Annotated in this window: 22 protein-coding genes; 13 read left to right on the top strand and 9 right to left on the bottom strand. The window is 67.0% G+C overall.

The window, feature by feature from the left end:
- Positions 1 to 397: 397 nt before the first annotated feature.
- The 5 genes from ACTF4R_RS12095 to ACTF4R_RS12075 all read left to right on the top strand — a co-directional run bounded on the left by ACTF4R_RS12095 (position 398) and on the right by ACTF4R_RS12075 (position 3,998).
- Positions 398 to 1,234 carry a ParA family protein gene (locus tag ACTF4R_RS12095; RefSeq protein ID WP_440008116.1) on the top strand — a complete coding sequence of 279 codons (837 nt, stop codon included), beginning with the start codon at positions 398 to 400 and terminating at the stop codon, positions 1,232 to 1,234.
- Positions 1,231 to 1,584, top strand: coding sequence for a DUF7970 domain-containing protein (locus ACTF4R_RS12090; RefSeq protein ID WP_440008115.1), 354 nt, complete (start codon positions 1,231 to 1,233; stop codon positions 1,582 to 1,584). The genes ACTF4R_RS12095 and ACTF4R_RS12090 overlap by 4 nt, the downstream gene beginning before the upstream one ends.
- A 372-nt stretch (positions 1,585 to 1,956) precedes the next feature.
- Positions 1,957 to 2,358 (top strand): thioredoxin, encoded by a 402-nt coding sequence (gene trxA / locus ACTF4R_RS12085; protein ID WP_440008114.1) that lies wholly within the window; start codon positions 1,957 to 1,959, stop codon positions 2,356 to 2,358.
- Positions 2,359 to 2,653: 295 nt separating this feature from the next.
- Positions 2,654 to 3,208, top strand: coding sequence for a class I SAM-dependent methyltransferase (locus ACTF4R_RS12080; RefSeq protein ID WP_440008112.1), 555 nt, complete (start codon positions 2,654 to 2,656; stop codon positions 3,206 to 3,208).
- Between the two features lies 1 nt (position 3,209).
- Positions 3,210 to 3,998, top strand: a complete 789-nt coding sequence (locus tag ACTF4R_RS12075) for a hypothetical protein (RefSeq protein WP_440008110.1) — start codon at positions 3,210 to 3,212, stop codon at positions 3,996 to 3,998.
- Positions 3,999 to 4,248: 250 nt separating this feature from the next.
- On the opposite strand, the gene ACTF4R_RS12070 is transcribed toward ACTF4R_RS12075, so the two are convergent.
- The gene (locus ACTF4R_RS12070) at positions 4,249 to 5,130 is read right to left on the bottom strand and encodes a DUF7351 domain-containing protein (protein ID WP_440008109.1); all 882 of its coding nucleotides are present in this window, start codon (positions 5,128 to 5,130) and stop codon (positions 4,249 to 4,251) included.
- Positions 5,131 to 5,240: 110 nt separating this feature from the next.
- Between ACTF4R_RS12070 and ACTF4R_RS12065 the strand changes: the two genes are divergently transcribed.
- Together ACTF4R_RS12065 and ACTF4R_RS12060 are read left to right on the top strand one after the other, a co-directional pair.
- Positions 5,241 to 5,840, top strand: coding sequence for a GNAT family N-acetyltransferase (locus tag ACTF4R_RS12065; protein ID WP_440008107.1), 600 nt, complete (start codon positions 5,241 to 5,243; stop codon positions 5,838 to 5,840).
- Positions 5,837 to 6,559 (top strand): HAD family hydrolase, encoded by a 723-nt coding sequence (locus tag ACTF4R_RS12060; protein ID WP_440008106.1) that lies wholly within the window; start codon positions 5,837 to 5,839, stop codon positions 6,557 to 6,559. Before ACTF4R_RS12065 ends, ACTF4R_RS12060 begins: the two co-directional genes overlap by 4 nt.
- Positions 6,560 to 6,621: 62 nt before the next feature.
- On the opposite strand, the gene ACTF4R_RS12055 is transcribed toward ACTF4R_RS12060, so the two are convergent.
- From ACTF4R_RS12055 to ACTF4R_RS12045, 3 genes are all read right to left on the bottom strand, one after another.
- The gene (locus ACTF4R_RS12055; protein ID WP_440008105.1) at positions 6,622 to 7,407 is read right to left on the bottom strand and encodes a DsbA family protein; all 786 of its coding nucleotides are present in this window, start codon (positions 7,405 to 7,407) and stop codon (positions 6,622 to 6,624) included.
- 110 nt (positions 7,408 to 7,517) lie between these two features.
- Positions 7,518 to 8,054, bottom strand: a complete 537-nt coding sequence (locus tag ACTF4R_RS12050; RefSeq protein ID WP_433631466.1) for a hypothetical protein — start codon at positions 8,052 to 8,054, stop codon at positions 7,518 to 7,520.
- A complete protein-coding gene (locus ACTF4R_RS12045; RefSeq protein WP_440008103.1) occupies positions 8,051 to 8,908 on the bottom strand; it encodes a DsbA family protein in 858 nt (285 codons plus the stop codon). The genes ACTF4R_RS12050 and ACTF4R_RS12045 overlap by 4 nt, the downstream gene beginning before the upstream one ends.
- A gap of 111 nt (positions 8,909 to 9,019) precedes the next feature.
- On the opposite strand from ACTF4R_RS12045, the gene ACTF4R_RS12040 reads away from it, so the two are divergent.
- Both ACTF4R_RS12040 and ACTF4R_RS12035 read left to right on the top strand, forming a co-directional pair.
- Positions 9,020 to 9,367, top strand: coding sequence for a helix-turn-helix domain-containing protein (locus ACTF4R_RS12040; protein WP_433631471.1), 348 nt, complete (start codon positions 9,020 to 9,022; stop codon positions 9,365 to 9,367).
- 1 nt (position 9,368) lies between these two features.
- Positions 9,369 to 9,632, top strand: a complete 264-nt coding sequence (locus ACTF4R_RS12035) for a DUF7521 family protein (RefSeq protein ID WP_440008102.1) — start codon at positions 9,369 to 9,371, stop codon at positions 9,630 to 9,632.
- A 28-nt stretch (positions 9,633 to 9,660) separates the two neighbouring features.
- Here ACTF4R_RS12035 and fdhF read toward each other — a convergent pair whose 3' ends face one another.
- The 3 genes from fdhF to ACTF4R_RS12020 form a co-directional block, all read right to left on the bottom strand.
- On the bottom strand, positions 9,661 to 11,715 hold the full coding sequence (gene fdhF / locus ACTF4R_RS12030) for a formate dehydrogenase subunit alpha (protein ID WP_440008101.1): 2,055 nt from the start codon (positions 11,713 to 11,715) through the stop codon (positions 9,661 to 9,663).
- Positions 11,716 to 11,823: 108 nt separating this feature from the next.
- Positions 11,824 to 12,810, bottom strand: coding sequence for a succinylglutamate desuccinylase/aspartoacylase family protein (locus ACTF4R_RS12025; protein ID WP_440008100.1), 987 nt, complete (start codon positions 12,808 to 12,810; stop codon positions 11,824 to 11,826).
- 167 nt (positions 12,811 to 12,977) lie between these two features.
- Positions 12,978 to 13,763, bottom strand: a complete 786-nt coding sequence (locus tag ACTF4R_RS12020; RefSeq protein ID WP_440008099.1) for a YihY/virulence factor BrkB family protein — start codon at positions 13,761 to 13,763, stop codon at positions 12,978 to 12,980.
- A 276-nt stretch (positions 13,764 to 14,039) separates the two neighbouring features.
- Between ACTF4R_RS12020 and ACTF4R_RS12015 the strand changes: the two genes are divergently transcribed.
- Positions 14,040 to 15,377 carry a tryptophanase gene (locus ACTF4R_RS12015; RefSeq protein WP_440008097.1) on the top strand — a complete coding sequence of 446 codons (1,338 nt, stop codon included), beginning with the start codon at positions 14,040 to 14,042 and terminating at the stop codon, positions 15,375 to 15,377.
- Between the two features lie 113 nt (positions 15,378 to 15,490).
- Positions 15,491 to 16,720: an MFS transporter gene (locus ACTF4R_RS12010; RefSeq protein WP_440008095.1), complete on the top strand. Its 1,230-nt coding sequence runs from the start codon at positions 15,491 to 15,493 to the stop codon at positions 16,718 to 16,720.
- Here ACTF4R_RS12010 and ACTF4R_RS12005 read toward each other — a convergent pair.
- Positions 16,710 to 17,399 carry a helix-turn-helix domain-containing protein gene (locus tag ACTF4R_RS12005; protein WP_440008093.1) on the bottom strand — a complete coding sequence of 230 codons (690 nt, stop codon included), beginning with the start codon at positions 17,397 to 17,399 and terminating at the stop codon, positions 16,710 to 16,712. The two genes, ACTF4R_RS12010 and ACTF4R_RS12005, sit on opposite strands and share 11 nt — an antisense overlap.
- A 440-nt stretch (positions 17,400 to 17,839) precedes the next feature.
- Between ACTF4R_RS12005 and ACTF4R_RS12000 the strand changes: the two genes are divergently transcribed.
- Positions 17,840 to 19,519, top strand: a complete 1,680-nt coding sequence (locus tag ACTF4R_RS12000; RefSeq protein ID WP_440008091.1) for a gamma-glutamyltransferase family protein — start codon at positions 17,840 to 17,842, stop codon at positions 19,517 to 19,519.
- A 65-nt stretch (positions 19,520 to 19,584) separates the two neighbouring features.
- Here the strand turns inward: ACTF4R_RS12000 and ACTF4R_RS11995 are convergent, their stop codons facing one another.
- Positions 19,585 to 19,812: a hypothetical protein gene (locus ACTF4R_RS11995; RefSeq protein WP_433631514.1), complete on the bottom strand. Its 228-nt coding sequence runs from the start codon at positions 19,810 to 19,812 to the stop codon at positions 19,585 to 19,587.
- Between the two features lie 89 nt (positions 19,813 to 19,901).
- Here ACTF4R_RS11995 and ACTF4R_RS11990 point away from each other — a divergent pair, with 89 nt between their 5' ends.
- Positions 19,902 to 20,483: a DUF6663 family protein gene (locus tag ACTF4R_RS11990; RefSeq protein ID WP_440008089.1), complete on the top strand. Its 582-nt coding sequence runs from the start codon at positions 19,902 to 19,904 to the stop codon at positions 20,481 to 20,483.
- The last annotated feature ends 9 nt before the right edge of the window (positions 20,484 to 20,492 follow it).

Below are 20,492 nucleotides of genomic sequence, written 5' to 3'. Positions count from 1 at the left end.
GAAGGAGGAGGCCACCACGCGTCCACCGCAGCGACCGGCCGTCGTCGCGACGAGAGAACCTCGCCACCGACCTGACTCGACGTTCGAGAGCGTGCCGGTCGCCGCATTTCCGAATAGCTATCCAGGTAGCTACCCAGGATGCTGTCTGGCCCGCCGTAACGTCGGTGCTCGTTTCCGGCCGGAGACGGATATCCAGACAGCTATCTAGATGGATTTCTGTTCGCAAGAGATGACGCCGGTCCGTTGCCATCGGGTCAAACGGACAGCGTCCATCAGGTATTTGGACAGCTATCCAGACAGGTATCTGTATAGATATCTAACTAGATAGCTATCTGAATAGTTTGAGCCGGTTGTCTGACGAGAATTTATGAGGGAGAAGGGTATAACGACCGACCGTATGAAACGGGCCATTACACTCTGGAGCGAGTCCGGCGGCGTGGGCAAGACGACCATGGCGACCAACGTCGCCGCCGCACTGGGTCGTCGCGACGAGCGAGTGCTCGTCATCGACCTGGACCCCCAGCTCGGGAGCCTGACCGACCACGTAGGCAAGCAGGAGCTGAAAACCGGCGACCGGAAACATCTCGGCGACGTGTTGCTCGAAGAGGACGAGGACGTGGCGTCGCTCATCGTCGAAACCGGCGACTTCGACCTCGTTCCCTCCCACGAGGGGCTGGCGAACATCGAGAGCGAGATGGCCGCGCGCAACACCTCGTTGCGAGAGTTCCAGTTGCGGTCCGCACTGAAAGACGTCGCTGGCGAGTACGACTACTTCGTCATCGACCCGCCGGCGACGCTGAACGTGCTCGTCGACAACGCCCTCGTCGCGGCGCGGAACGTCCTCATCCCCATCGAACTCACGCGGAAGGGTAGCATCTCCATCGAGGGTCTCGAAGACACCCTGGACAGCATGGAACGCGGATTCCGGAAGTTCGACGACGACTTCACCCTCGGTATCCTCGCGGTGGTGCCCAACGAGGTCGGTGACTCGAACATCTACCGCGAAACGCGCGAAGAACTCGAAACGGCGGGGAAACCGGTGACGCCATTCGGCGTTCGCAAGCGAGACGTGCTGAAGGAAGCCTGGAAGCGCCAGATGAACGTCTTCGAGTTCGCCGAGAGCGACGAGACGAGGGATCTCCGCGAGTACGAACACGACCTCCTCGCTAACTTCGAGCATCTCGCCCAGATCGTCGAACAGGGGACCGTCGACGTACAGGAGGTGGAAGCATGACCAAAGACGACCGCTACGGCGCGACCGACGACGACTACGGCGACGAACTCGACGACTTCTCCTCTGGAGCCGTCGCGTCGACCACGGAGGACGAGGAGGAGCAGGAGGACGATGCGCTCCCGTTTATCTTCGCCCGACGGACGGTGAAAGCCGACCGCGAAGCAGTCCCCGTCTACGTCCAGGACGACACGGCAGCCGAGATCGAGGAGATCGAGCGCCAGCTCGGACAGCAGTTCGACGGCGACAAGGTCATGGCTCTCGACGTCCGCGAAGCGCTCGTTCGAGCGGGCCTCCAGAACGTCGACGACGTCGAGCAGGTCATGAAGGACTGGGGATACGGCCGCCGATAGCACGAGTCCACCTTCGTCTTGCGGTTATCCAGTTAGATACCCCGCCGGATGTTTATGTTTATATTTGACCATATATACAGAGAGATGTCTGTACATATTTCCGCCAATATATTCGGACACCTTTGCAGATGACTTTCCAAGTAAGTGAATGGGAATCTCCCTATCGATATCCGCCAGAAGAATGACCGAGTCGGTTTGCTCATCGTACCGAGCGACTGTACCGTCGAGCGGCGCTGCGCCTCTGGGGAGTACACCAGTCTCGGAGGAAAACGGGAGTGCTACGTCGACAGTACCCGTACCGGTGGAGAGACCATTCGTATTGTGCCGCTTGTGCAAAACCGTTAAGGCGGTCGGGCGACAACGTCGAACTGAATGAGCGACGAACTGGAAGACATTCGGCAGAAGAAACGGGAAGAGATACTGAGCGAAGACCAGCAGAGTGGGGGCGAATCCCCGAACGAGCCAGTCCCTGTCGAGGGGAGCTCTCACCTCGACGAACTCGTCGAAAGCTCGAACGTAGTGCTCGTCGACTTCTACGCAGACTGGTGCGGTCCATGCAAGATGCTGGAGCCGGTCGTCGAGAGCGTCGCGGCAGAAACCGACGCGGCGGTCGCGAAGGTCGACATAGACCAGCACCAGGGGATCGCCCAGCAGAACGGCGTCCAGGGCGTGCCGACGCTGTTCCTCTACGCGGACGGAGAGCCGGTGGAGCGGCTGGTCGGGGTCCAGGACGAGTCGACCCTGAAGAACCTGATCGAACAGCACGGAGGGTAGTCGGGTTCCACTCCGATGACGGACGCGGGAGCCGAACCTTGTCGCGTCGATACCCGGCCGGCGCGACGAGACGGTACTTGCCTCGGCCACGTCGACGCGGTCCCCCCGAGCCGACGCGCCGGAGTCACACCCACTCGGTGAGCGGAACGCCGACCGTGGAGTTTCCGTTCGGGATCCAGGCCGACCACTGGCCGACGAGTGCACGACGAGGACGGCCCTCCCCCGGACGGGGGACGCGACTACCGGCGGCGCTGGCCTCGCGCTTTTAAGACCACGGCGTACCAATAGGCGACCGATGGGCTTTCACACATTCGACCCGGACCGAGCAGAGAAGCTGGAGGACGAGTCGCGCTACCGGTACGTCTCCCGCGAGGAACTCGTCGGAAATCTCGACCCGGCAGACGACGACGTCGTCGCGGACCTGGGCAGCGGAACGGGGTTCTACACCGACGACGTCGCCCCGTTCGTCGGACGCCTTCACGCGGTCGACGTCCAGGAGGCGATGCACGACCAGTACCGCGAGAAGGGAGTCCCGGACAACGTCTCCCTCGTGACGGCCGACGTGGCGGACCTCCCGTTCGACGACGGCGAACTCGACGCTGCCTTCTCGACGATGACGTTCCACGAGTTCGCAGGAGCGGCGGCGCTCGAGGAGGTGGCTCGCATCCTCGACGGCGGCGGGCGGTTCGTCGTCGCCGACTGGACGGCCACGGGAGCGGGTGAGAGCGGCCCGCCGGTCGAGGAGCGATACGACCTGGACGGTGCGCGCGAACGGGTCACCGACGCCGGACTGACGGTCGAGTACGCGACCGAACGCCCCGAAACGTACCTCTTCGTCGCCAGTCGTTGAGATGCGACGCAGGTCCCTGCTGGGTGCGCTCGCGGCCGGCGTCGTCGGCTCGACCGCCGGTTGCGTCGGCCACCCGCTGCCGCCGCTCCGGGGCACCGTCGCCCGCAAGCGAATCGTAGCGGAGGACGGGACGTTGCTGGCCGTGACGAGGTCGGGAATCGACCCCCGGACGCGGCTGCTCAGCGAGCGGTTCCCCCGCGAGCCGATGGCCGGCAACGCGACGATCACGGAGAAACTCGCCGGCGAGATACGAGAGCGCCACGACGACGTCGGTTGTCGCGTGACGGTGCGTCACCGGAACGCGAACTACGTCGACGGCGTGGACTCCGGGGAGACGATGTCCTATCGCGCCACTCGAAGCACGTTCAACCAGGTGATGGCCGGAGACGGCATCGGGTTCCAGATCGGACTCGTCGACCGGCCGAAGCTGCTCGCGCCGAGCGAGATAGTCCGCTCCGGCCGGATCGTGGAGAAGCACCTCCTGGGGAGACGGAACCCCGACGACCGGAAGCCGACGGAAAAACGGTTGCTGACCGTGACCCGCGAGGGCGTCTCGACGAACCGGTCGGGGCTGTCTGGACGGACGGTGGGACGGCGGACGGCCAAGCGCCTGCTGAAGACGTTCGACGCGCTGGTGTACCGATTCGTCGTCGCTCACGACAGCCCCGGGAAGCGCCTCTACGAGACCGAACGGCCGCAGTTCGACCGGGCGCGCGTCGGCGAGACGGCGACGTTCAAGGTGAAAGGCGACGACGGGGGTAGAATCGCCGAGTTCGTGGACGGCGGTTGAGGGGCCCGGCGTCAGTCCGGAGAGACTGGAGAACGTACCCGTGACCTCCCCCCGAAACCGACTCCGTCCTCCGCGTCGACGTCGGACCGGTTCGCACCGCGACGTCCGGTGACATCGACGCGACGTTCGACGGTCGGACGAGGCCCGATACGAGCCGCCCGGCCTCGTAAACCACATACCGCGATATTCTTTCCTCGGGGAGTGAGGTCAGCGGTTCGGAGCCGGGCCGTCCGGTCCGGAGAAGCCGAGTTCAGCAGTTGAGTTCGCGGACGTCTACGTTCTCGTCCACCAACACCGTCCAGTCTTCGTCGTCGGCTGACATTTCGAGGGCGACGAGGAGCGGGTCGGTCCGGGAGACCGTCGGGGCCGAGAACGTACACCATTCGTGTTCCCAGAAGGGGGTCTCCTCGAGGTCGATTCCGCGTTCGAAGAGCGTCGCCGAGATGCGCGGGCGGTTCGACAGCACGAGTCCGAGCGGAGCACGTAGCTCCGCGGAACACCCCGAGCAGTCGAACGCGACCGGGAGGCTGTCCGAACGAGTCGCCGGCCCGGGACGCAGCACCGACGTCATCCGGTGAGAACAGAACGGACAGACGCCGGCGTCCGCGAGGCCGACGTACCGGCGCGTCCGCTGTGCGAACGCTTCGACGAAGTCCTCGAGCGAGAGATTCCGCACGGCACCGGGCGGGAAATCGAATCGGGTGAGCTGGCGGTCACACTCCCGACAGCGGACGATTCCCTCGCCATCGCGGTAGCCGATTTCGACGGGCGACGACGCACAGTTCCCGCAGGTAGAATCGATTTCGCGGAACGGTCGTTCGCCTCCCTGCTGGAGCACGCTGGCGGTGAGGATGTTGGTCGCCCACACGCCGCTCTGGGTAAGGTCGTACCCCTGGTCTGTCTTCCGGACGTGGCCGTCGCGGAGCTGTCGAAGGTGATAGTTGAAGCGTCCGCGGTCGTCGGCGGACGACCGTTCGAACAGGTCCGCGTACGAGAGCGGGGAGTCGGCCGTGGCGAGGGCGTCCAGGATTTCGAGTCGGGTGCCGTTCGCGAGGGTACCGAACGACTCGTGGCCGACCTCCGATATCGTATCAGCGTCCGGGTCGTTTCTGCCGGAATCCCGACGAGTCATACGACCACTTCCGGTTCTCCCGAGTAAGGCGTTCTGATTGTCCCGATGGGGAACGAAATTTCTCCGAATCGTTATGGCGATTTCCGCCCGAACGTGTCGTACGAAATACTATGCCAGGACACGTGTTCCTCGAAGGAGAGCGCGTCGACCTCAGAGTCGTCGAACAGGACGACCCCGACCGGACGGTCCTCGGCCACGTGAGAAACGACCCCGAGTTCCGCCGCACGCTCGGATTCGACGCTCCGTGGCCGGAGAGTCGCGTCGAGGAGTTCGTCGCCTCCACGACGACCGACGATTCGAGTACCAACCTTCTCGTCTGTCTCGACGGGGACGACGCTCCTGGAGACGGACGACGGCCGGACGGAGACGGTGAGGAGAACGTCGAGATAGCGGGAGCGGTCAACCTCTTCGACGTCGACCGCGTCGCCGGAACGCTCAGTTACTGGCTCTTCGACGAGTACCGCGGCGAAGGGTACGCGACGGAGGCCGTCTCGCTGGTCGTCGACCACGCGTTCGAGCGTCTCGGACTCCACCGCATCGAGGCCGAAGCGTTCACCGAGAACGAACCCTCTCGGCGACTGCTCGACCGACTGGGCTTCGTCCACGAAGGAACGGCCAGGGAGTGTCGCTTCGCGGGCGGCGAGTATCGCGGGAGGGAACGGTACGGGCTGCTCGAAGACGAGTGGCGCGACGAGGAGGGGACGCGATGATCACCGCGAGCGACGAACCGGCGCAGGTCGAGAGCGGGGAGCGGTCGTACGAGACGCTCATCTTCGACCTCGACCGAACGCTCGTCGAGCACGACCAATCGTTCGCGGACGTGTTCGAGGCCGCTTGCATCGCCGGCGGAATCGAGCCGTTCTGCGGACCGGAGGCCCTCGACCTCGCGACGAGGCTGGTCGGGAGACAGTCCACGGGCGTCGACGCCGAGACCTTCGACCGGCGGGTGTTCGAGACCGCCGCGGCGGCGGCTGGCGTCGCTATCGATTCGACGGAGTTCGCGAACGCGTACGACGACGCGCTCGACAACGGTGCCGTGTCGCTCCGACCCGGAGCGGACACGGCGCTCGCGGCAGCGGAGGACTACGATTCCGCCCTCGTGACGAACGGCCCGGAGCGCACGCACGCGACCAAACTCGAGGCCGTCGGTATCGAGGACCGATTCGACGCCGTAGTGTTCGGGAGCGACGTCGCTCGCGTCAAGCCGGCCGTAGACCCGCTCGAGCGCGCGTTGAAACGACTCGACTCGAAACCGAGCCGAACGCTGAAGGTCGGTGACTCGCTCGCGAAGGACGTCACGAGCGCGAACGACCTCGGCATCGACTCCGCCTGGGTTCCCTACGGGAATCGGACGCGGGCGTCGAGCGACCCGGAACCGACGTACGTCCTCTCGTCGCTGGCCGATCTACCGAGCGTTCTCTCGAAGTAGCGTACCGACGCGTCGTCCCGTGGGCAGCGGTCTCGAAACCGCCTCGTCTCGGCCTCTCGTCCTCACGCGTTGTCGACCTTCCGGATGGCCTTCTCGAACAGCGAGTACGGCTGTGCACCGACGATTTTGCCGGCCTTCTCCGACTCCCGGTCGAAGAAGATGAAGGCGGGCGTCCCCCGGATGTCGTTGCTCTTGGCCGCCTGAACGTCGGCGTCGACGCTCGCTTTCACCGCCTTCGTCTCCTCGTTCATGCAGGATTCGACCGCCCCGGCGTCGACGCCGGAGACGCCACGCGTTATCTCGAGCAGGTTCTTCTCTTTCGCCCACCCGGAGTTCTCCTTGCCCTGCTCGTCGAATATCTTCGCGTGCCACTGCTCGAACGCGTCGGGGTTCTCGTCCCGTACCGTCCGCCAGACGCACTTCGACATTCGAGCCGCCGTCTCGGACGCCTGACCGATGTAGGGGTTCTCCATCACGACCATCCGGAGCTTCCCTGGCTCGATGTAATCGTCGACGAGTTTCGGGAGGGTGTTCTGTTCGAACTTCTTGCAGAACGGGCACTGGTAGTCGGTCCAGTAGTAGACGTCGAGCGGCGCGTCAGCCGACCCCATCAGGGGGTTGCCTTCGAGGTCGACGTCGAACTTCGTCGTCTCGTCGCTGGCGTACAGCAGCGACGTCCCGGACGAGGCTCCGTCGTTCGAGTCGGAACCGCTGGGCGTGTCGCCCCCGTCATTCGAACTCCCGCCCATCGACGGGAGCGTGCTCGTGCATCCGGCCAGCGCGGCGAGCGACCCCGCCGCCGTCCCGAGCAACGCGCGTCGACTGCTCGATTCGTCGCTGTCGTACATGGCAATCGTCGTGTCGGAGGAGACACTCGGGACGTATATTCGTCTCGCTCGTTTTCAGGGTCGGAAGTCGCCGGGGGCGTTTAAACGGGGGAGGGGCGTCAGCAGGGACGTTACGCGTCGATGCGGCACGTTCGCGGGTCGCCGGCGCGGGCGAGGAACCCGACCAGGAGGAGGATGCCGCCGACGCGGAGCAGGTCGCCGTGGAACGGCATCGCGGCCAGCGCGCCAGCGAACCCGAGAAATCCGAGCAGTCCAGCGCCACAGCTCGCACAGCCCGAAGCGACGAGCCCCGGCAGGACGCCCGTCAGGTCCGAGAGACCGGACACGCCGGTCAGGCTCACCTGCGCCGCGGCGTTGACGACGGCGACGCCGGTCAGCACCGCGTACGACAGGATGAGTGCGAGCCCGAACCAGCCGTTCGTCGCCAGCACGTTCTCCGTCAGCAGGACGAGCGTGTCGTCGAACCACTTGAGGCCGGCACCGAGCATCTGCATCGACATCCCGGGGAACGTCGAGAGGATGAGGAGGACGTACGTCAGGACCGCGACGACGACGCCCCCGACGATGCGCGGGACGGAGGTCGTCGGGTACGTGAGCGCGTCCACCAGGTCGCTCCCCCAGCGGCGAACTCGTGCCTGTCCGGTCATGATTTCGCCCTCTGGAGTACCGCCTCGAAGCGGGGGTACGGCTGTGCGCCCTCTATCATGGGGGCCAGGTCGTTCGACGTCGGGTCGTCGAAGATGAACGTCGGCGTCGCCTGGACGCCCTTGGAGTCGCCCGCTCGCTCGTCCTCGTCGACGCTCGCCTTCACCGCCTGCGCGTCGTTCTTCAGGCAGGACTCGACCGCGCTGGCGTCCACGCCATTCACGCTCGCGGTGATGTCGAGGAGGTTCTGCGTCTTCGCCCACCCGGAGTTCGGTTTCTTCTGCGCGTCGAACATCGTCGCGTGCCACCGCTTGAACGCCATCGGGGCGTCCTCGCGGACCTGCCGCCAGACGCACTTCGACATTCGAGCCGCCGTCTCGGACGTCTTCCCGATGTTGGGATATTCGAGGATGACGAGCCGTACGTTCCCCGGTCGGATCTGTTTTTCGAGGAGTTTGGGGAACGTGTCCTGTTCGAACTTCTTGCAGAACGGACACTGGTAGTCGCTCCAGTAGTAGAGGTCGACGGGCGCGTCGGGCGACCCCATCACGGGATTGCCCGCGAGGTCGACGCCGTAGCTCGTCGTCTCGTCCGAGGCGTAGACCAGCGTCTCCGGGTCCCGCGAGTCGCTGCTGCCTCGCGTGCTCGACGTGGCAGAATCCGTCCCGGAGGAAGTTTTCGTACCCGTCGCGGTCGACGCCGCGCTCGTCCCAGGTCCGCCGGTCGTCCCGGACTCGCTCGTCGTGGCTCCCCCGTCGGAGCCCTGGAGGGCGCTCGTACAGCCCGCCAGCCCGGCGACCGACCCGGCTGCGACCCCGAGGAACGCGCGTCGACTGCTCGTCTCGCTGTCGAACATGATGAGTGCTCGTCTCGGACCGAACGCCCCCTGACTGAAAGCGCACTCGCTCGTTTTCAGGGTCGGAAGTAGTTCGGCACGTTTTAAAAGCCGAGGTTCGGTAATCAGTACGTGAGTGGGGAGCCGAGTCCAGCGGAACTCTTCGCGTTGCTGGACGACGAGTACGCGCGCGACATCCTCACGAAAACGAGCGAACGACCGATGTCAGCCCAGACTCTCAGCACCGAATGTGACGCGTCGCTCCCGACCATCTACCGCCGGTTGAACGACCTCGAAGCGTCCGACATGGTCGAGAAACGGACTCGTCCGGACCCCGACGGGAATCACCGCGCGGTGTACGAGGCCACCGTCGAGCGCGTCGAGATAGACATCGTCGACGGCGACCTCGAAGTGGAGGTCAGCGCGCGCGACGTCGCCGACCAGTTCACCCAGGTCTGGGAAGACATGCGAGGTGATTGAGATGCGGATGGAACTGCTCGCGGGAAAACTGTTCGTGATGGCGCTCGGACTCCTCATCGCCTACCAGGGCTTTCGGGGCTACCGGCGCAACCACAGCGAGCCGATGCTGTTCGTGGCGGTCGGGTTCGTCTTCCTCACCGCGGGCGGGACGATGGGCTGTTCGCTCATCCAGACGCTGGGCGTCTCGCCCGCGGCGTTCGGAGCGGCCCAGACCGTGCTGGTCGCCGTCGGCATGGGGTTCGTCCTCTACTCGCTGTACGGCTGACGACCGTCTTCGCGGCTGGCGTAGTCCGTCACGCGTCAGCGGTCACCGTGACCCGGACGGCGGCGTGCTTGTACTCGGGAATGTTCGCGACGGGGTCGAGTTCGTCCGGCGTCAGGACGTTCACCAGGGGGTCGGCGTAGTGGAACGTCGCGAACACCGTGCCCCGGCGGACGGCGGGGGTGACCTCGGCCCGGACGGTCACGTCGCCGCGGTCGTTCTCGACGCGGACCACCTCGCCGTCGTCGACGTCGCGCTCGGCCGCGTCGTCCGGGTGTATCTGGAGGACGTCCTCGCCGCGCATGCGCATCAGCGTCCCCGAACGGCGGGTGACGGCACCGCTGTTGAAATGCTGGAGCACCCTGCCGGTCGTGAGGACGAGTTCGTCGTCGGCCACGGGGTCGACCGGGTCGACGTGCTCGACCGGAACCAGCGCCGCGGTGTCGTCGCCGGACTCGAACTCGTCCGCGTGGAGGACGTCGACGCCCGACGACGCCCCCTCGGGGTAGGGCCATCGGAGGCTATCCGTGCCGATGGCGTCGTAGCTCATCCCGGCGTAGATGGGCGACACCCGCGTGAGTTCCTCGAAGACCGCCGCCGGGCCCTCGTAGTCGAACGCGGCGTCGGTGAGTCTCGCGCCCAGTTCGCTGACGACGGCGAGGTCGCGACGGGCGTCGCCCGGCAGGTCGGCGTTGGGTCGCATTCGCATCACCTGGCGGTCGGTGTTCGTCACCGTCCCCGCCTTCTCGGCCCACGAGCTTCCGGGGAGGACGACGTCGGCGTACTCCGCGGTCTCCGTGCGAAAGAGGTCGTGGACGACGAGGAACTCGACCGCATGGAAGGCGTCGGCGACGCGATTCGCGTTCGGCTCCGTGACGACCGGGTTCTCGCCGAAGACGTACGCCCCGCGGACCGTCTCGTCGAATCGGTGGGTCAGTTCGACCTCGGTCAGCCCGGGCGTCGACGGCGGTTCGGTTCCCCACTCCTCGGCGACGCGACGCCGCGCGTCGGCGTCGAGCACCGACCGGTACCCCGGTAACACGTCGGGGAGCGCGCCGACGTCGCCGGCACCCTGCACGTTGTTCTGTCCGCGAAGCGGATTCACGCCGGTGCCGCGCTCGCCGACGTTCCCCGTCAGGAGCGCGAGGTTCAACAGCGCGTGGACGTTGTCGGTGCCGCAGTGGTGCTGGCTCATCCCCATCCCAGTGAAGACGGCCGCGCGGTCGGCCTCGCCGTACAGCCGGGCGGCCGTTCGGAGGTCGCCCTCGTCGACGCCCGCGAGGGCGGCGTTCTCGCCGACGTCGACGCTTTCGAGGAACTCCCGGAACGTCTCGAAGTCCGTCACCCGGTCGTCGAGGAACGCCTCGTCGACCAGTCCCTCGTCGACGATTACCCTGGCCATCGCGTTGAGCAGCGGGATGTCGAACCCCGGACGAACCGGGAGATGGAGCGTCGCGGTCCCGGTGGTGTCGTTCGTCCGCGGGTCGACGTGGACGAGTTCCGTTCCGTCCCGGATGGCGGGTAGCAGGTACGACCGGAAGATTATCGGATGTTGCTCGGCGGGGTTGGCACCCGTGACGAGGAACACGTCGGCGTCGGCGAGGTCGGCGAGGGTGTTCGTCATCGCGCCGGCACCGAACCGGTCCTGCATCGCCGCGACGGTCGAGGAGTGACACAGTCGTGCGCAGTTGTCGACGTTGTTGGTCCCGAGCACGCGAGCGACCTTCTGGAGGAGGTAGTTCTCCTCGTTCGTGCAGTTCGACGACGCGAAGAACGCGAGCGCGTCGGCACCGTCCTCCTCGACGATTCCGCCGAACGCGTCGGTGATTCGAGCGAACGCCTCGTCCCACGACGCGGTGACGAGCCGACCGTTCTCGCGGACGAGCGGTTCGGTGAGTCGGTCTTCGTGGTCGACGACGTCGAACGCGGCGGCACCCTTCGGACAGATCTCCCCCCGCTCGTTCACCGGCGCCTTCCACCCCGTCGCCTTCCCCGACTTCGGAGCGTACTCGATTCCGCACCCGACGCCGCAGAACGGGCAGACGCTCGGCCGCGGTTCGAACGTTCGCTCCGGAGAATCGGCCATGGCGACAGTACCGACGACCGATAGCTTCGTTCTGACGGCCAGGCCGTCGAGCACGTCGCAAAACCCCGAACGTCGTCCGTCGACCGGCGCGGGACCCGTGCGCCGACTTCACGACTCGATGCAGCGCTGGACCTGCTCGTCGACGGCGACCAGGTGGCAGAGCGGATTGCCGGGATACACGACGGGGTTCTCCAGCACGCCCGCGAGAACGCCGGTGAACGGCGCGGTCACCTCGACGCTCTCGCGCTCGAACGGGTCGCCGACGGTGCAGACGACCTCCTCCTCCCGGACGAGCGCGCCGCGTTCGTGGTGCATGTCGACGATGCCGCCCTCGTCCGAGCGAACCCAGGTGGTGTCGGCCTGGTCGACGACGGTCCGCCACCCGGGCCAGCGGACGAGTTCCTGCCTGTCGACCCCGAACTCGGCGAACACGCTCCGGACCCCGTCGAGCGCGGCGTCGATGAGGCCGCGCTCGAAGCGGTGGGCCTCTCCCATCTCGACGGTGACGGTCGGGATGCCGTCCTCGGTCGCTTCCCGCCGGAGCATCCCGGAGGAACCGGACGAGGAGATGACGAGGTTCGTCCCGAAGGCGTTGGCGAGTCGAGCGACGTCGGGGTCGTCCATGTCCGCGCGGGCGTGGAGGACGTTCGTCCGGCCGCGCGTCGACGTGTGGAAGTCGATGCCGAAGTCGCAGGGCGCGACGAAGTTCTCGTAGATTCGGTAGGCGATGCGGCGGTCGTTGGTTCCCTCGGGGTCGCCGGGAAAGGCGCGGTTGAGGTCGCGGTCGTACCCGGGCAGGTAGCGTTCCTGGGCGACGAAACCGGGGACGTTCAGCACTGGCAGGCAGACGAGGGTCCCGCGGATTCCGGCGTGGTTCCACTGGTTGGCGACCTCGCGGACGACCTCGATGCCGTTGAGTTCGTCGCCGTGCAGGGCGGCCGCGAGGAAGACGGTCGGTCCATCGTCGGCGCCGTTGATGACGGTCACCGGCATGCGGACCGGGTCGCCGAGGTAGCTCTCGCTCGTCGGAAAGCGAACGTGGCGTGTCTCGCCCCGTTCGACGGTTCCCCCCTCGAAGGTGAACGGCTCCGTCATGGATGTACCGTCGACGGACGAGACATTGACCGTTTGCCCGGTCGACGCGGACCGTTCGAACGACGGACCCGTCCGGGGGAACCGGACGACGAGGCGTCCTCGGCGTCGACGGACGTAGCCCGGTCGACACCGTCGTTTCCGCTGTTTGGGCCGAGCCTCCGGGCCGACTACCGCGAGAGGACGGCGTTGACGCTGGCGCCGACGAGCAACAGGAGGCCGGCAACGTAGAGCCAGACGACGAAGAGGAGGACCCCACCGAGCGCGCCGTAGGTGGCGTACCGGGTCGCGTGCTCCGCGTAGACGCCGAACACGACCTGGAGTACGAGCCAACCGCCGGCGGCGACGACCGTCCCGGGGAGCGCCTCCAGCACCGATACCCGGACCGGCGGCAGGAGGTAGTACAGGGGAAAGAACGCCAGCAGGAGGCCGACGAACAGTTCGACCTGGTCGAGAAGACCACCCAACGGGAGCCACGCCGAGAGAAACTCCGTCGGGATGCTGACGACCACCAGCAGCACCGCCGCGACCGTCATCGCGGCGAACACGACGATACCGTCCCGCAGTTGCTCGACGAGCGACGGGTCGTTCGTAGCGTCGTAGATGCGGGAGAACGCGTAGTCGAGGCTCCGGAAGACCTTCACCGCGCTCCACACCAGCGCGAGAAAGCTGATGACGGACAGTTCGAGTCGCCCGGTGGAACCCGTGAGCGCGTCCCGGATGATGTCGCTTCCGGTCGGGGTGAGCGTGGTCACCCGTCGAAGGACCAACCGCGCGAGTTCTTCGCCGCGAAGCGTCGAAACGAGGACGAACGTCAGGAGGAGAATCGGGAGGATGGAGACGAACGCGTAGTACGCGAAACTGGCCGCCAGAAAGGAGATTCGATTGTCCCGGACCGTGATGACGATCTCCCTGAACGTGGCACCGACGCGCCGGGCCGAGGCGACCGAAATCACGACGGGCGTTCGGTGTCGACGGACAAAAGAGTGCGAGACGGTCCCGTCGGCGACGTCTCGGTAAGCGCCCACTACCGACCCCGTCTCGACGACTCCCGACCGAACGGAGACCGGACCGTCGAACGCGACTTCCATCGCCCGCCGCGAACGTCGGAGCGACACCCTCCACCGACGCGGCATCGGTGACCAGAGTCGGTCATCGAGAGCCGAAAGAGACCGTCCGTCCGCCGTTTCGGCCACAGCAGCGTTAAGCCGCCGTCGCGCCACCGTGAAGATATGCGAGCGTACAAGGCGAAGGCGGTCGAGCGGATCAGCCTTCCCGACCGAGAAGCGCGCGACCGGCATCTCCGGGAGGCGGGGTACAACGTCTTCAATCTCGACGCCGACGCGGTGTTCGTCGACCTGCTGACCGACAGCGGGACGGGGACGATGAGCGACGAGCAGTGGGCGGCGCTGATGCGCGGCGACGAGGCGTACGCCGGGAGCGAGAGCTTCCGGCGCCTCGAGTCCGCCGTCGCGGACGTGATGGGGTTCGAGCGCATCGTCCCCGCCCACCAGGGTCGCGGCGCGGAGAACGTTCTCTACGGCACGATAATCTCGGAGGGCGACTACGTGCCGAACAACACCCACTTCGACACGACGCGAGCGCACGTCGTCAACAGCGGCGGAGAGCCGGTCGACTGCCCGGTCGAGAGCGAGGCGGGCGACCCGTTCCAGGGGAACCTCGACGTCGCGGCGGTGCGGGACCTCGCCGACGAGGTGGGCGCGGAGCGGATTCCCGCCGTCGTCGTCACGATCACGAACAACTCGATGGCCGGCCAGCCCGTGAGCGTCGAGAACGTCCGGGCCGCGCGGGACGTGGCCGACGAACTCGACGCCAGACTCGTCGTCGACGCCTGCCGGTTCGCCGAGAACGCCTACTTCGTACGGCAGCGCGAACCCGAGTTCGAGGGCGAGAGCGTCGCCGACGTCGCCCGCGAACAGCTCTCGTACGCCGACGCCGTCGTCATGAGCGGGAAGAAAGACGGGCTCGCGAACGTCGGCGGCTTCGTCGGCGTGCGCGAGGACGACGACGAACTGTACGAGCGGACCCGCCAGCGCGGAATCCTCTACGAGGGGTTCACCACCTACGGCGGGATGGCCGGCCGCGACCTCGAAGCGATGGCGGTCGGACTGCGCGAGGCGGTCGAGGAGGCGTACGTCGAGTCGCGCGTCGAGCAGGTCGCGGAACTCGGCGAACTCCTCCAGGAGGTCGGCGTCCCCATCCGCACGCCGACCGGCGGACACGCGGTGTACGTCGACGCCGAGGAGTTCCTGCCGTCGATTCCGCGCGAGCGGTTCCCCGGCCAGGCGCTGGTCTGCGAACTCTACCGCGAGGGCGGCGTGCGCGGCGTCGAACTCGGCGAGTTCGCGTTCCCCGGCGAGAGCCGACCGCAGCTCGTGCGGCTCTGTCTCCCCCGGCGAACGTACTTCCGGGACCACCTCGAACACGTCGCGGAGACCTTCGCGGACGTCGCGGAGAGGCGCGGGGAGGTGTCGGGCCTGGAGGTCATAGACGAGCCCGAGATGGCCGAACTCCGTCACTTCAGCGCCGAACTGCGGCCCGTCGAGTGAGCGAGTTCGGTCGCCGTGACGCGACGAACGCCGACGCGACGGCGGCGACCCCGGCCCCATTGGGGTAGCGATTTAAGGCATCGTCTCCCACGAATCTACACAACGAAGTAGAGATGAACGACAACGACCGTGCCATCGTGGGCCTCGTCATGCTCGCGCACGCGATGGTCCACACGTTCGAACTCTCGATTCCGATTCTCGTTCCCGTCTGGCTGTCCGAGTTCGGGACGACCCGCGCGGCCATCGGGGTGGTCATCTCGGCCGGGTACGCCCTGTTCGGCATCGGCGCGCTTCCGGGCGGCGTCCTCGCGGACGCGTACGGCTCCCGGCGGCTCATCGCCGGCTGTCTGCTCGGGATGGGTGGCGCGTTCGCGCTGCTCGGCGTCGCCTCGTCGCTGTGGATAGTCACGCTCGCGTTGCTCCTCTGGGGCGTCGCGGCCAGCGTCTACCACCCGTCGGGGCTGGCGCTGCTGAGCAAGGGCGTCACCGAACAGGGGAGCGCGTTCGCCTACCACGGCATGGCCGGCAACTTCGGCATCGCGGTCGGCCCGCTGGTGACGACGCTGCTGTTGCTCGCGTTCGACTGGCAGACCGTCGTCGTCGTGCTCGCGCTCCCGGCGTTCGTCGCCGCCCTGGTCGCGCTCCGCGTGAACGTGGACGAGGCGGCGGCGGTGAGCGAGGGCGAGGCCGACGCCCGCGCCGACGGCGGCGTCTCCTCGATGTCGGAACTGTTCGCCGACTCGCGAACCCTGTTCTCGGGCTGGTTCGTCGCCGTCTTCGTCATCGTCATGATGTCCGGGCTGTACTACCGCGGCGTGCTGACGTTCCTCCCGGACCTGCTCTCCGGGCTCGCGCTGTTCGCGCCCGTCGAGGTGGCGGGCAAGTCGCTGGAACCCGCCCGCTACCTCTACGCCGGACTGCTGACGGTCGGGATGGCGGGGCAGTACGTCGGCGGCAAGCTGACGGACAGGGTCGAGAACGCTCGCGGCATCGCCGTCGCGTTCGGCGCGCTGGTGGTCGTCGCGCTGGCGTTCGTCCCCGCGATGGACGCCGGTCTGGGCCCGCTGCTCGCCGCCAGTTTCGTGCTCGGGTTCTGCCTGTTCGTCGTCCAGCCGCTCTACCAGGCGACCGTCGCGACGTACACGCCGCCGGGCGCTCGCGGCCTGTCGTACGGCTTCACCTACCTCGGCGTGTTCGGCGTCGGCGCGCTCGGCGCCGCCGTCGCCGGCATCGTCCTCCAGTACGCCTCGCCAGCGGCGCTGTTCGTCGTGCTCGCGGGGTTCGCCGCCGTCGCGTCGGCGCTCGGCGTCGTCCTGTCGGTCCGCGGTCCCGCTACGGACTGAAGAGGTGGCCGCCGACCTCCGACATCACCTTCTCCTCGGCCCGCGCGAGGTGTTCCCAGGCCGTGGTGGAGGCGATACCGACGGCATCGGCGATGTCCTCGATGCTCGTGTCCTCCTTGCGCCGGTAGTAACCGAGGTCGATGGCCGTCCGGAGCACCTCCTGCTGTCGATGCGTCAGTTCGTCGACGACCCGGGACAGTTCGAGTTGCTCGCGCTCGTTCACCTCGTCGAGTTCGACGTCCCTGACGAGGTCGGTCTCGTTGCCGGCGCTCTCCAGCGAGTCGATAATCTCGTGCAGGTCGTCGCCGTCGTCGAGATACAGCGTCCACCGCTCCCAGCCGGCGGTTATCGACGTGCCCGTCCGGTAGTGGACGCCCATGTCGGTGAGTCTCTGTGAGATGCTGTCCCACCGGTAGCTGTCGTAGGTGATGGCGACCAGCACGCGGGAGACGTCGAGCGGGGTCAGCGGCGACGCGTCGAGCACCGCGTCGGTCGCGGAGAAGTCCGCGAGGAACCCCTCGATGGACCGTTCCGGACCAGACATCTCGATGATGCGTTTGCGTTCGGCGGCGCTCCCCGTCATCGACGACACCGATTCGAGAGTCAGGTCGGGGTAGTCGGCGCTGACGTCGCTCTCGGGTTCGCCGTGGTGGCGCACCCGAAGCGTCACTTCTCGCATCGCATCCGGATATGGATTGGACGAAATTGAAGCTTACTCACGAAGAAGCTAGGAAATCGGCATCGCACTGGGCAAGCATCGTGGAAATTTTTGCCGCGTTCGGGGCCGACCGTCTATATTCGGCTACATACCGAAGTGGATTCCACTCCCTGTCCAGTTGTAACATGGGTTCCGGTAACAACATCTCCGACGCGGACCTGAGCGGACCAGTGGTCGACAGGCGGACGACGATGAAGCTACTCGGCGCGGCCGGCATGACGAGTCTCGCCGGTTGCACGGGCGGCGGTGGCGACGCCGACGCCGAACGCGGTTCCCTCGTCGGTCTCTTCGCGGACGCAGATGGAGAACGTCATGCTCGGCCCGACGGTGTGCTGGTCGATAACGTCCGACCCGGAACTATACGGCGGGTGTTTTAGGTGGATGTCAGCGTAGGAATACGTATGCCCGAACCCGATCTCGACCGCTTCACGTCGCGTCGCTCGACCGTCTACGCCGACAACGGCGTCGTCGCCACCAGCCAGCCCCTCGCCGCCGAAGCCGGCGTCGAGATTCTGCGGCAGGGCGGCAACGCCTTCGACGCCGCCGTCGCCACCGCCGCCGCGCTCAACGTCGTCGAACCGACGAGCACGGGGCTGGGCGGCGACGCCTTCGCGCTCTACCGGACCGCCGACGGAGACGTCGGCGCGATGCGGTCCTGCGGCGGCGCACCCGCCGAGGCGACGGTCGAGAACGTCCGCGCGTCCCTCCGGGACCGCGACGACGTGTCCGACTGGTATCCCGAGAACCGGGGCTACGCGGTCGACGACGGGGACGACGGCGACGACCTCGGGATACCGTTTCTCGGACCCCACACCGTCACCGTCCCCGGGACCGCGCGGGGCTGGGAGGCGACCGTCGAGCGCCACGGCCGCCGGTCACTCGGCGACGTGCTCCAGCCGGCCATCCGATACGCGACCGAGGGCTACCCCGTCTCGGAGGTCATCGCCCACTACTGGCAGGGAGCGGAGGACCTCTTCACCGACGACAACGCCCGGGAAGCGTACCTGAAAGACGGTCGCGCGCCGGCCGTCGGCGAACGAGTGCGTCTCCCCCGCCTCGGCGAGAGCATGCGGAAGATAGCCGAGCGCGGCGCGGACGTGGTGTACGAGGGCGAGATAGCCGAAGCGATAGCCGAGGAAGTCCAGTCGAAAGGCGGCTTCCTCACCGTCTCCGACCTCGCCGCCTTCGAACCGGAGTTCCCCGACCCGGTCTCGACCCGGTACAACGGCGCGGAGATATACGAACTCCCGCCGAACAACCAGGGGCTCGTCGCCCTCGAAGCGCTCAACGTCGCCCAGGAGGTCGGAGCGGGCGAGCATCCGCTCGACTCTCCCGAGCGCGTCCACTACTTCGCGGAGGCCACGAAGCGAGCGTTCCACGACGGCCACCGCTACATCACCGACCCCGAGTACGAGGAGGTACCGCCGCTCGCCTCCCGGTCGTGGGCCGAGAAGCGGTCGGCGGACGTCGACGCGACCGCCAGCGACGTGAGCTTCGGCGTCCCCGACTCCCACGCGGAGGACGCCGACACCGTCCTGCTCTGCGTCGCCGACGACGAGGGCAACGTCGTCTCGTTCATCAACTCCCGGTTCGCCGGCTTCGGCTCCGGTCTCGTCGCCGGCGACACCGGCATCGCGCTCCAGAACCGCGGGTCGTCGTTCTCGCTGGACCCCGACCACCCCAACAGCCTCGAACCTGGCAAGCGTCCGTTCCACACCCTCATCCCCGGCGTCGTCGACTTCGCACCCGACGAAGAGCGAGACGACTGGGCCGCCTTCGGCGTCATGGGCGGCTACATGCAGCCGCAGGGTCACGTCCAGGTCGTCAGCAACGTCGTCGACTACGACCTGCCGCTGCAGGCCGCGCTCGACCTGCCGCGGTGGCGCTACCGCGAGGACGGCTCGCTGGCGGTCGAGGGGCGCACCGACGGCAACCTCACGACGAAACTCACGCGGATGGGCCACGACGTGCGCGTGCTCGCGCCGACGCTGTTCGGCGGCGCACAGATAGCGAGGAACGAAGACGGCGTCCTCTCGGGCGCGACCGAACCGCGGAAAGACGGGACCGTCGCCGGCTACTGACCACTCTCCGCACTTCGCGTCGTCCCGGGACGCAGTGGCGGGTTTCGCTCCGGCTATCTCGGTAGTTACTCCTCGGAATCCTCGTCCTCTTCCTCGTCGGACTCCTCGATCTCGATCTCCATGGGCTCCTCCTCGGGAGCGAGCGCTTTCAGGTCCTCGTCGAGGTCGACCGCCCCGCTTCGTCCCCGGCCGACGAGGTACCCCGCGACGAACGAGAGTCCGAGCAGAACGAGCGTTCGCAGTCCGGACTCGCCGCTCCCAGCACGGTCGACGCCTGTCGTGTCGTCAGACATGCCTGACAGTTTGGGAGTGAGTGACTTTTCCGTTGTGGTCGACCGCGGGAGTCCGCAAGCCTTTCACCCGCCGACGCGAATCCTCGGACGTGAATCCGACGACGAGCGGCACGTTCCGGGTCCTCGACAGTCCCCGCACCGACGGCGAGCGCCTGCTGCTGGACGTCGACACGCACGACCCGACGTACGTCGCGGTCGACGATGCGGAGGAGCCGTTGCTGCCCGGCTACCTGCTGGACGCGACGCTGGAGTGGGTCGAAGGCGAACCGGAGCTCTCGACGGTCTCAGTGCGCGAATCCACCCTCTTCTCGTTCGCGGACGGCGTGACGAACCTCTTCGAGGCGGCGACGGAGGCGTGCCGCGAGGCCCGCACGGAGGGCGTCGCCTCCGACGTGACCCAGAGTACGGACGGCGACGTCAACGGTGCGCTGTACGCCTTCGCCGAGCAGGGCGGCGAGCGCGACCTCTTCGAGGAGTTCCGGACCGGCGTGCGGCCGCTCGAACCGCTGCTCGAACGCGCCGCGGAGGGTGCCGACGGCCCGCAGGAGGTGTTCGTCCTGCGACCCGCGGACGTCCCCTGCGTGGTGGTCTACATCGTCCTCCAGAAGGAGTCGATGCTGGCCGACACCGTCCGGGACACCTACGACTGTCCCAGGCCGGACGAGCCGTAGGACTACTCG

This window comes from Halomicrococcus pelagicus (genome assembly GCF_051917725.1).
Taxonomy (GTDB): domain Archaea; phylum Halobacteriota; class Halobacteria; order Halobacteriales; family Haladaptataceae; genus Halomicrococcus.
Note: the sequence above shows the minus strand (reverse complement) of the source record. Positions and strands in the feature narration are given on the sequence as shown.

What these genes read in the sequence shown, in the direction of transcription:
- ACTF4R_RS12095 (WP_440008116.1), top strand. Translation starts at nt 398, where the DNA reads ATGAAACGGGCCATTACACTCTGGAGCGAGTCCGGCGGCGTGGGCAAG.
- ACTF4R_RS12090 (WP_440008115.1), top strand. Translation starts at nt 1,231, where the DNA reads ATGACCAAAGACGACCGCTACGGCGCGACCGACGACGACTACGGCGAC.
- trxA (WP_440008114.1), top strand. Translation starts at nt 1,957, where the DNA reads ATGAGCGACGAACTGGAAGACATTCGGCAGAAGAAACGGGAAGAGATA.
- ACTF4R_RS12080 (WP_440008112.1), top strand. Translation starts at nt 2,654, where the DNA reads ATGGGCTTTCACACATTCGACCCGGACCGAGCAGAGAAGCTGGAGGAC.
- ACTF4R_RS12075 (WP_440008110.1), top strand. Translation starts at nt 3,210, where the DNA reads ATGCGACGCAGGTCCCTGCTGGGTGCGCTCGCGGCCGGCGTCGTCGGC.
- ACTF4R_RS12070 (WP_440008109.1), bottom strand. Translation starts at nt 5,130, where the DNA reads ATGACTCGTCGGGATTCCGGCAGAAACGACCCGGACGCTGATACGATA.
- ACTF4R_RS12065 (WP_440008107.1), top strand. Translation starts at nt 5,241, where the DNA reads ATGCCAGGACACGTGTTCCTCGAAGGAGAGCGCGTCGACCTCAGAGTC.
- ACTF4R_RS12060 (WP_440008106.1), top strand. Translation starts at nt 5,837, where the DNA reads ATGATCACCGCGAGCGACGAACCGGCGCAGGTCGAGAGCGGGGAGCGG.
- ACTF4R_RS12055 (WP_440008105.1), bottom strand. Translation starts at nt 7,407, where the DNA reads ATGTACGACAGCGACGAATCGAGCAGTCGACGCGCGTTGCTCGGGACG.
- ACTF4R_RS12050 (WP_433631466.1), bottom strand. Translation starts at nt 8,054, where the DNA reads ATGACCGGACAGGCACGAGTTCGCCGCTGGGGGAGCGACCTGGTGGAC.
- ACTF4R_RS12045 (WP_440008103.1), bottom strand. Translation starts at nt 8,908, where the DNA reads ATGTTCGACAGCGAGACGAGCAGTCGACGCGCGTTCCTCGGGGTCGCA.
- ACTF4R_RS12035 (WP_440008102.1), top strand. Translation starts at nt 9,369, where the DNA reads ATGCGGATGGAACTGCTCGCGGGAAAACTGTTCGTGATGGCGCTCGGA.
- fdhF (WP_440008101.1), bottom strand. Translation starts at nt 11,715, where the DNA reads ATGGCCGATTCTCCGGAGCGAACGTTCGAACCGCGGCCGAGCGTCTGC.
- ACTF4R_RS12025 (WP_440008100.1), bottom strand. Translation starts at nt 12,810, where the DNA reads ATGACGGAGCCGTTCACCTTCGAGGGGGGAACCGTCGAACGGGGCGAG.
- ACTF4R_RS12015 (WP_440008097.1), top strand. Translation starts at nt 14,040, where the DNA reads ATGCGAGCGTACAAGGCGAAGGCGGTCGAGCGGATCAGCCTTCCCGAC.
- ACTF4R_RS12010 (WP_440008095.1), top strand. Translation starts at nt 15,491, where the DNA reads ATGAACGACAACGACCGTGCCATCGTGGGCCTCGTCATGCTCGCGCAC.
- ACTF4R_RS12005 (WP_440008093.1), bottom strand. Translation starts at nt 17,399, where the DNA reads ATGCGAGAAGTGACGCTTCGGGTGCGCCACCACGGCGAACCCGAGAGC.
- ACTF4R_RS12000 (WP_440008091.1), top strand. Translation starts at nt 17,840, where the DNA reads ATGCCCGAACCCGATCTCGACCGCTTCACGTCGCGTCGCTCGACCGTC.
- ACTF4R_RS11995 (WP_433631514.1), bottom strand. Translation starts at nt 19,812, where the DNA reads ATGTCTGACGACACGACAGGCGTCGACCGTGCTGGGAGCGGCGAGTCC.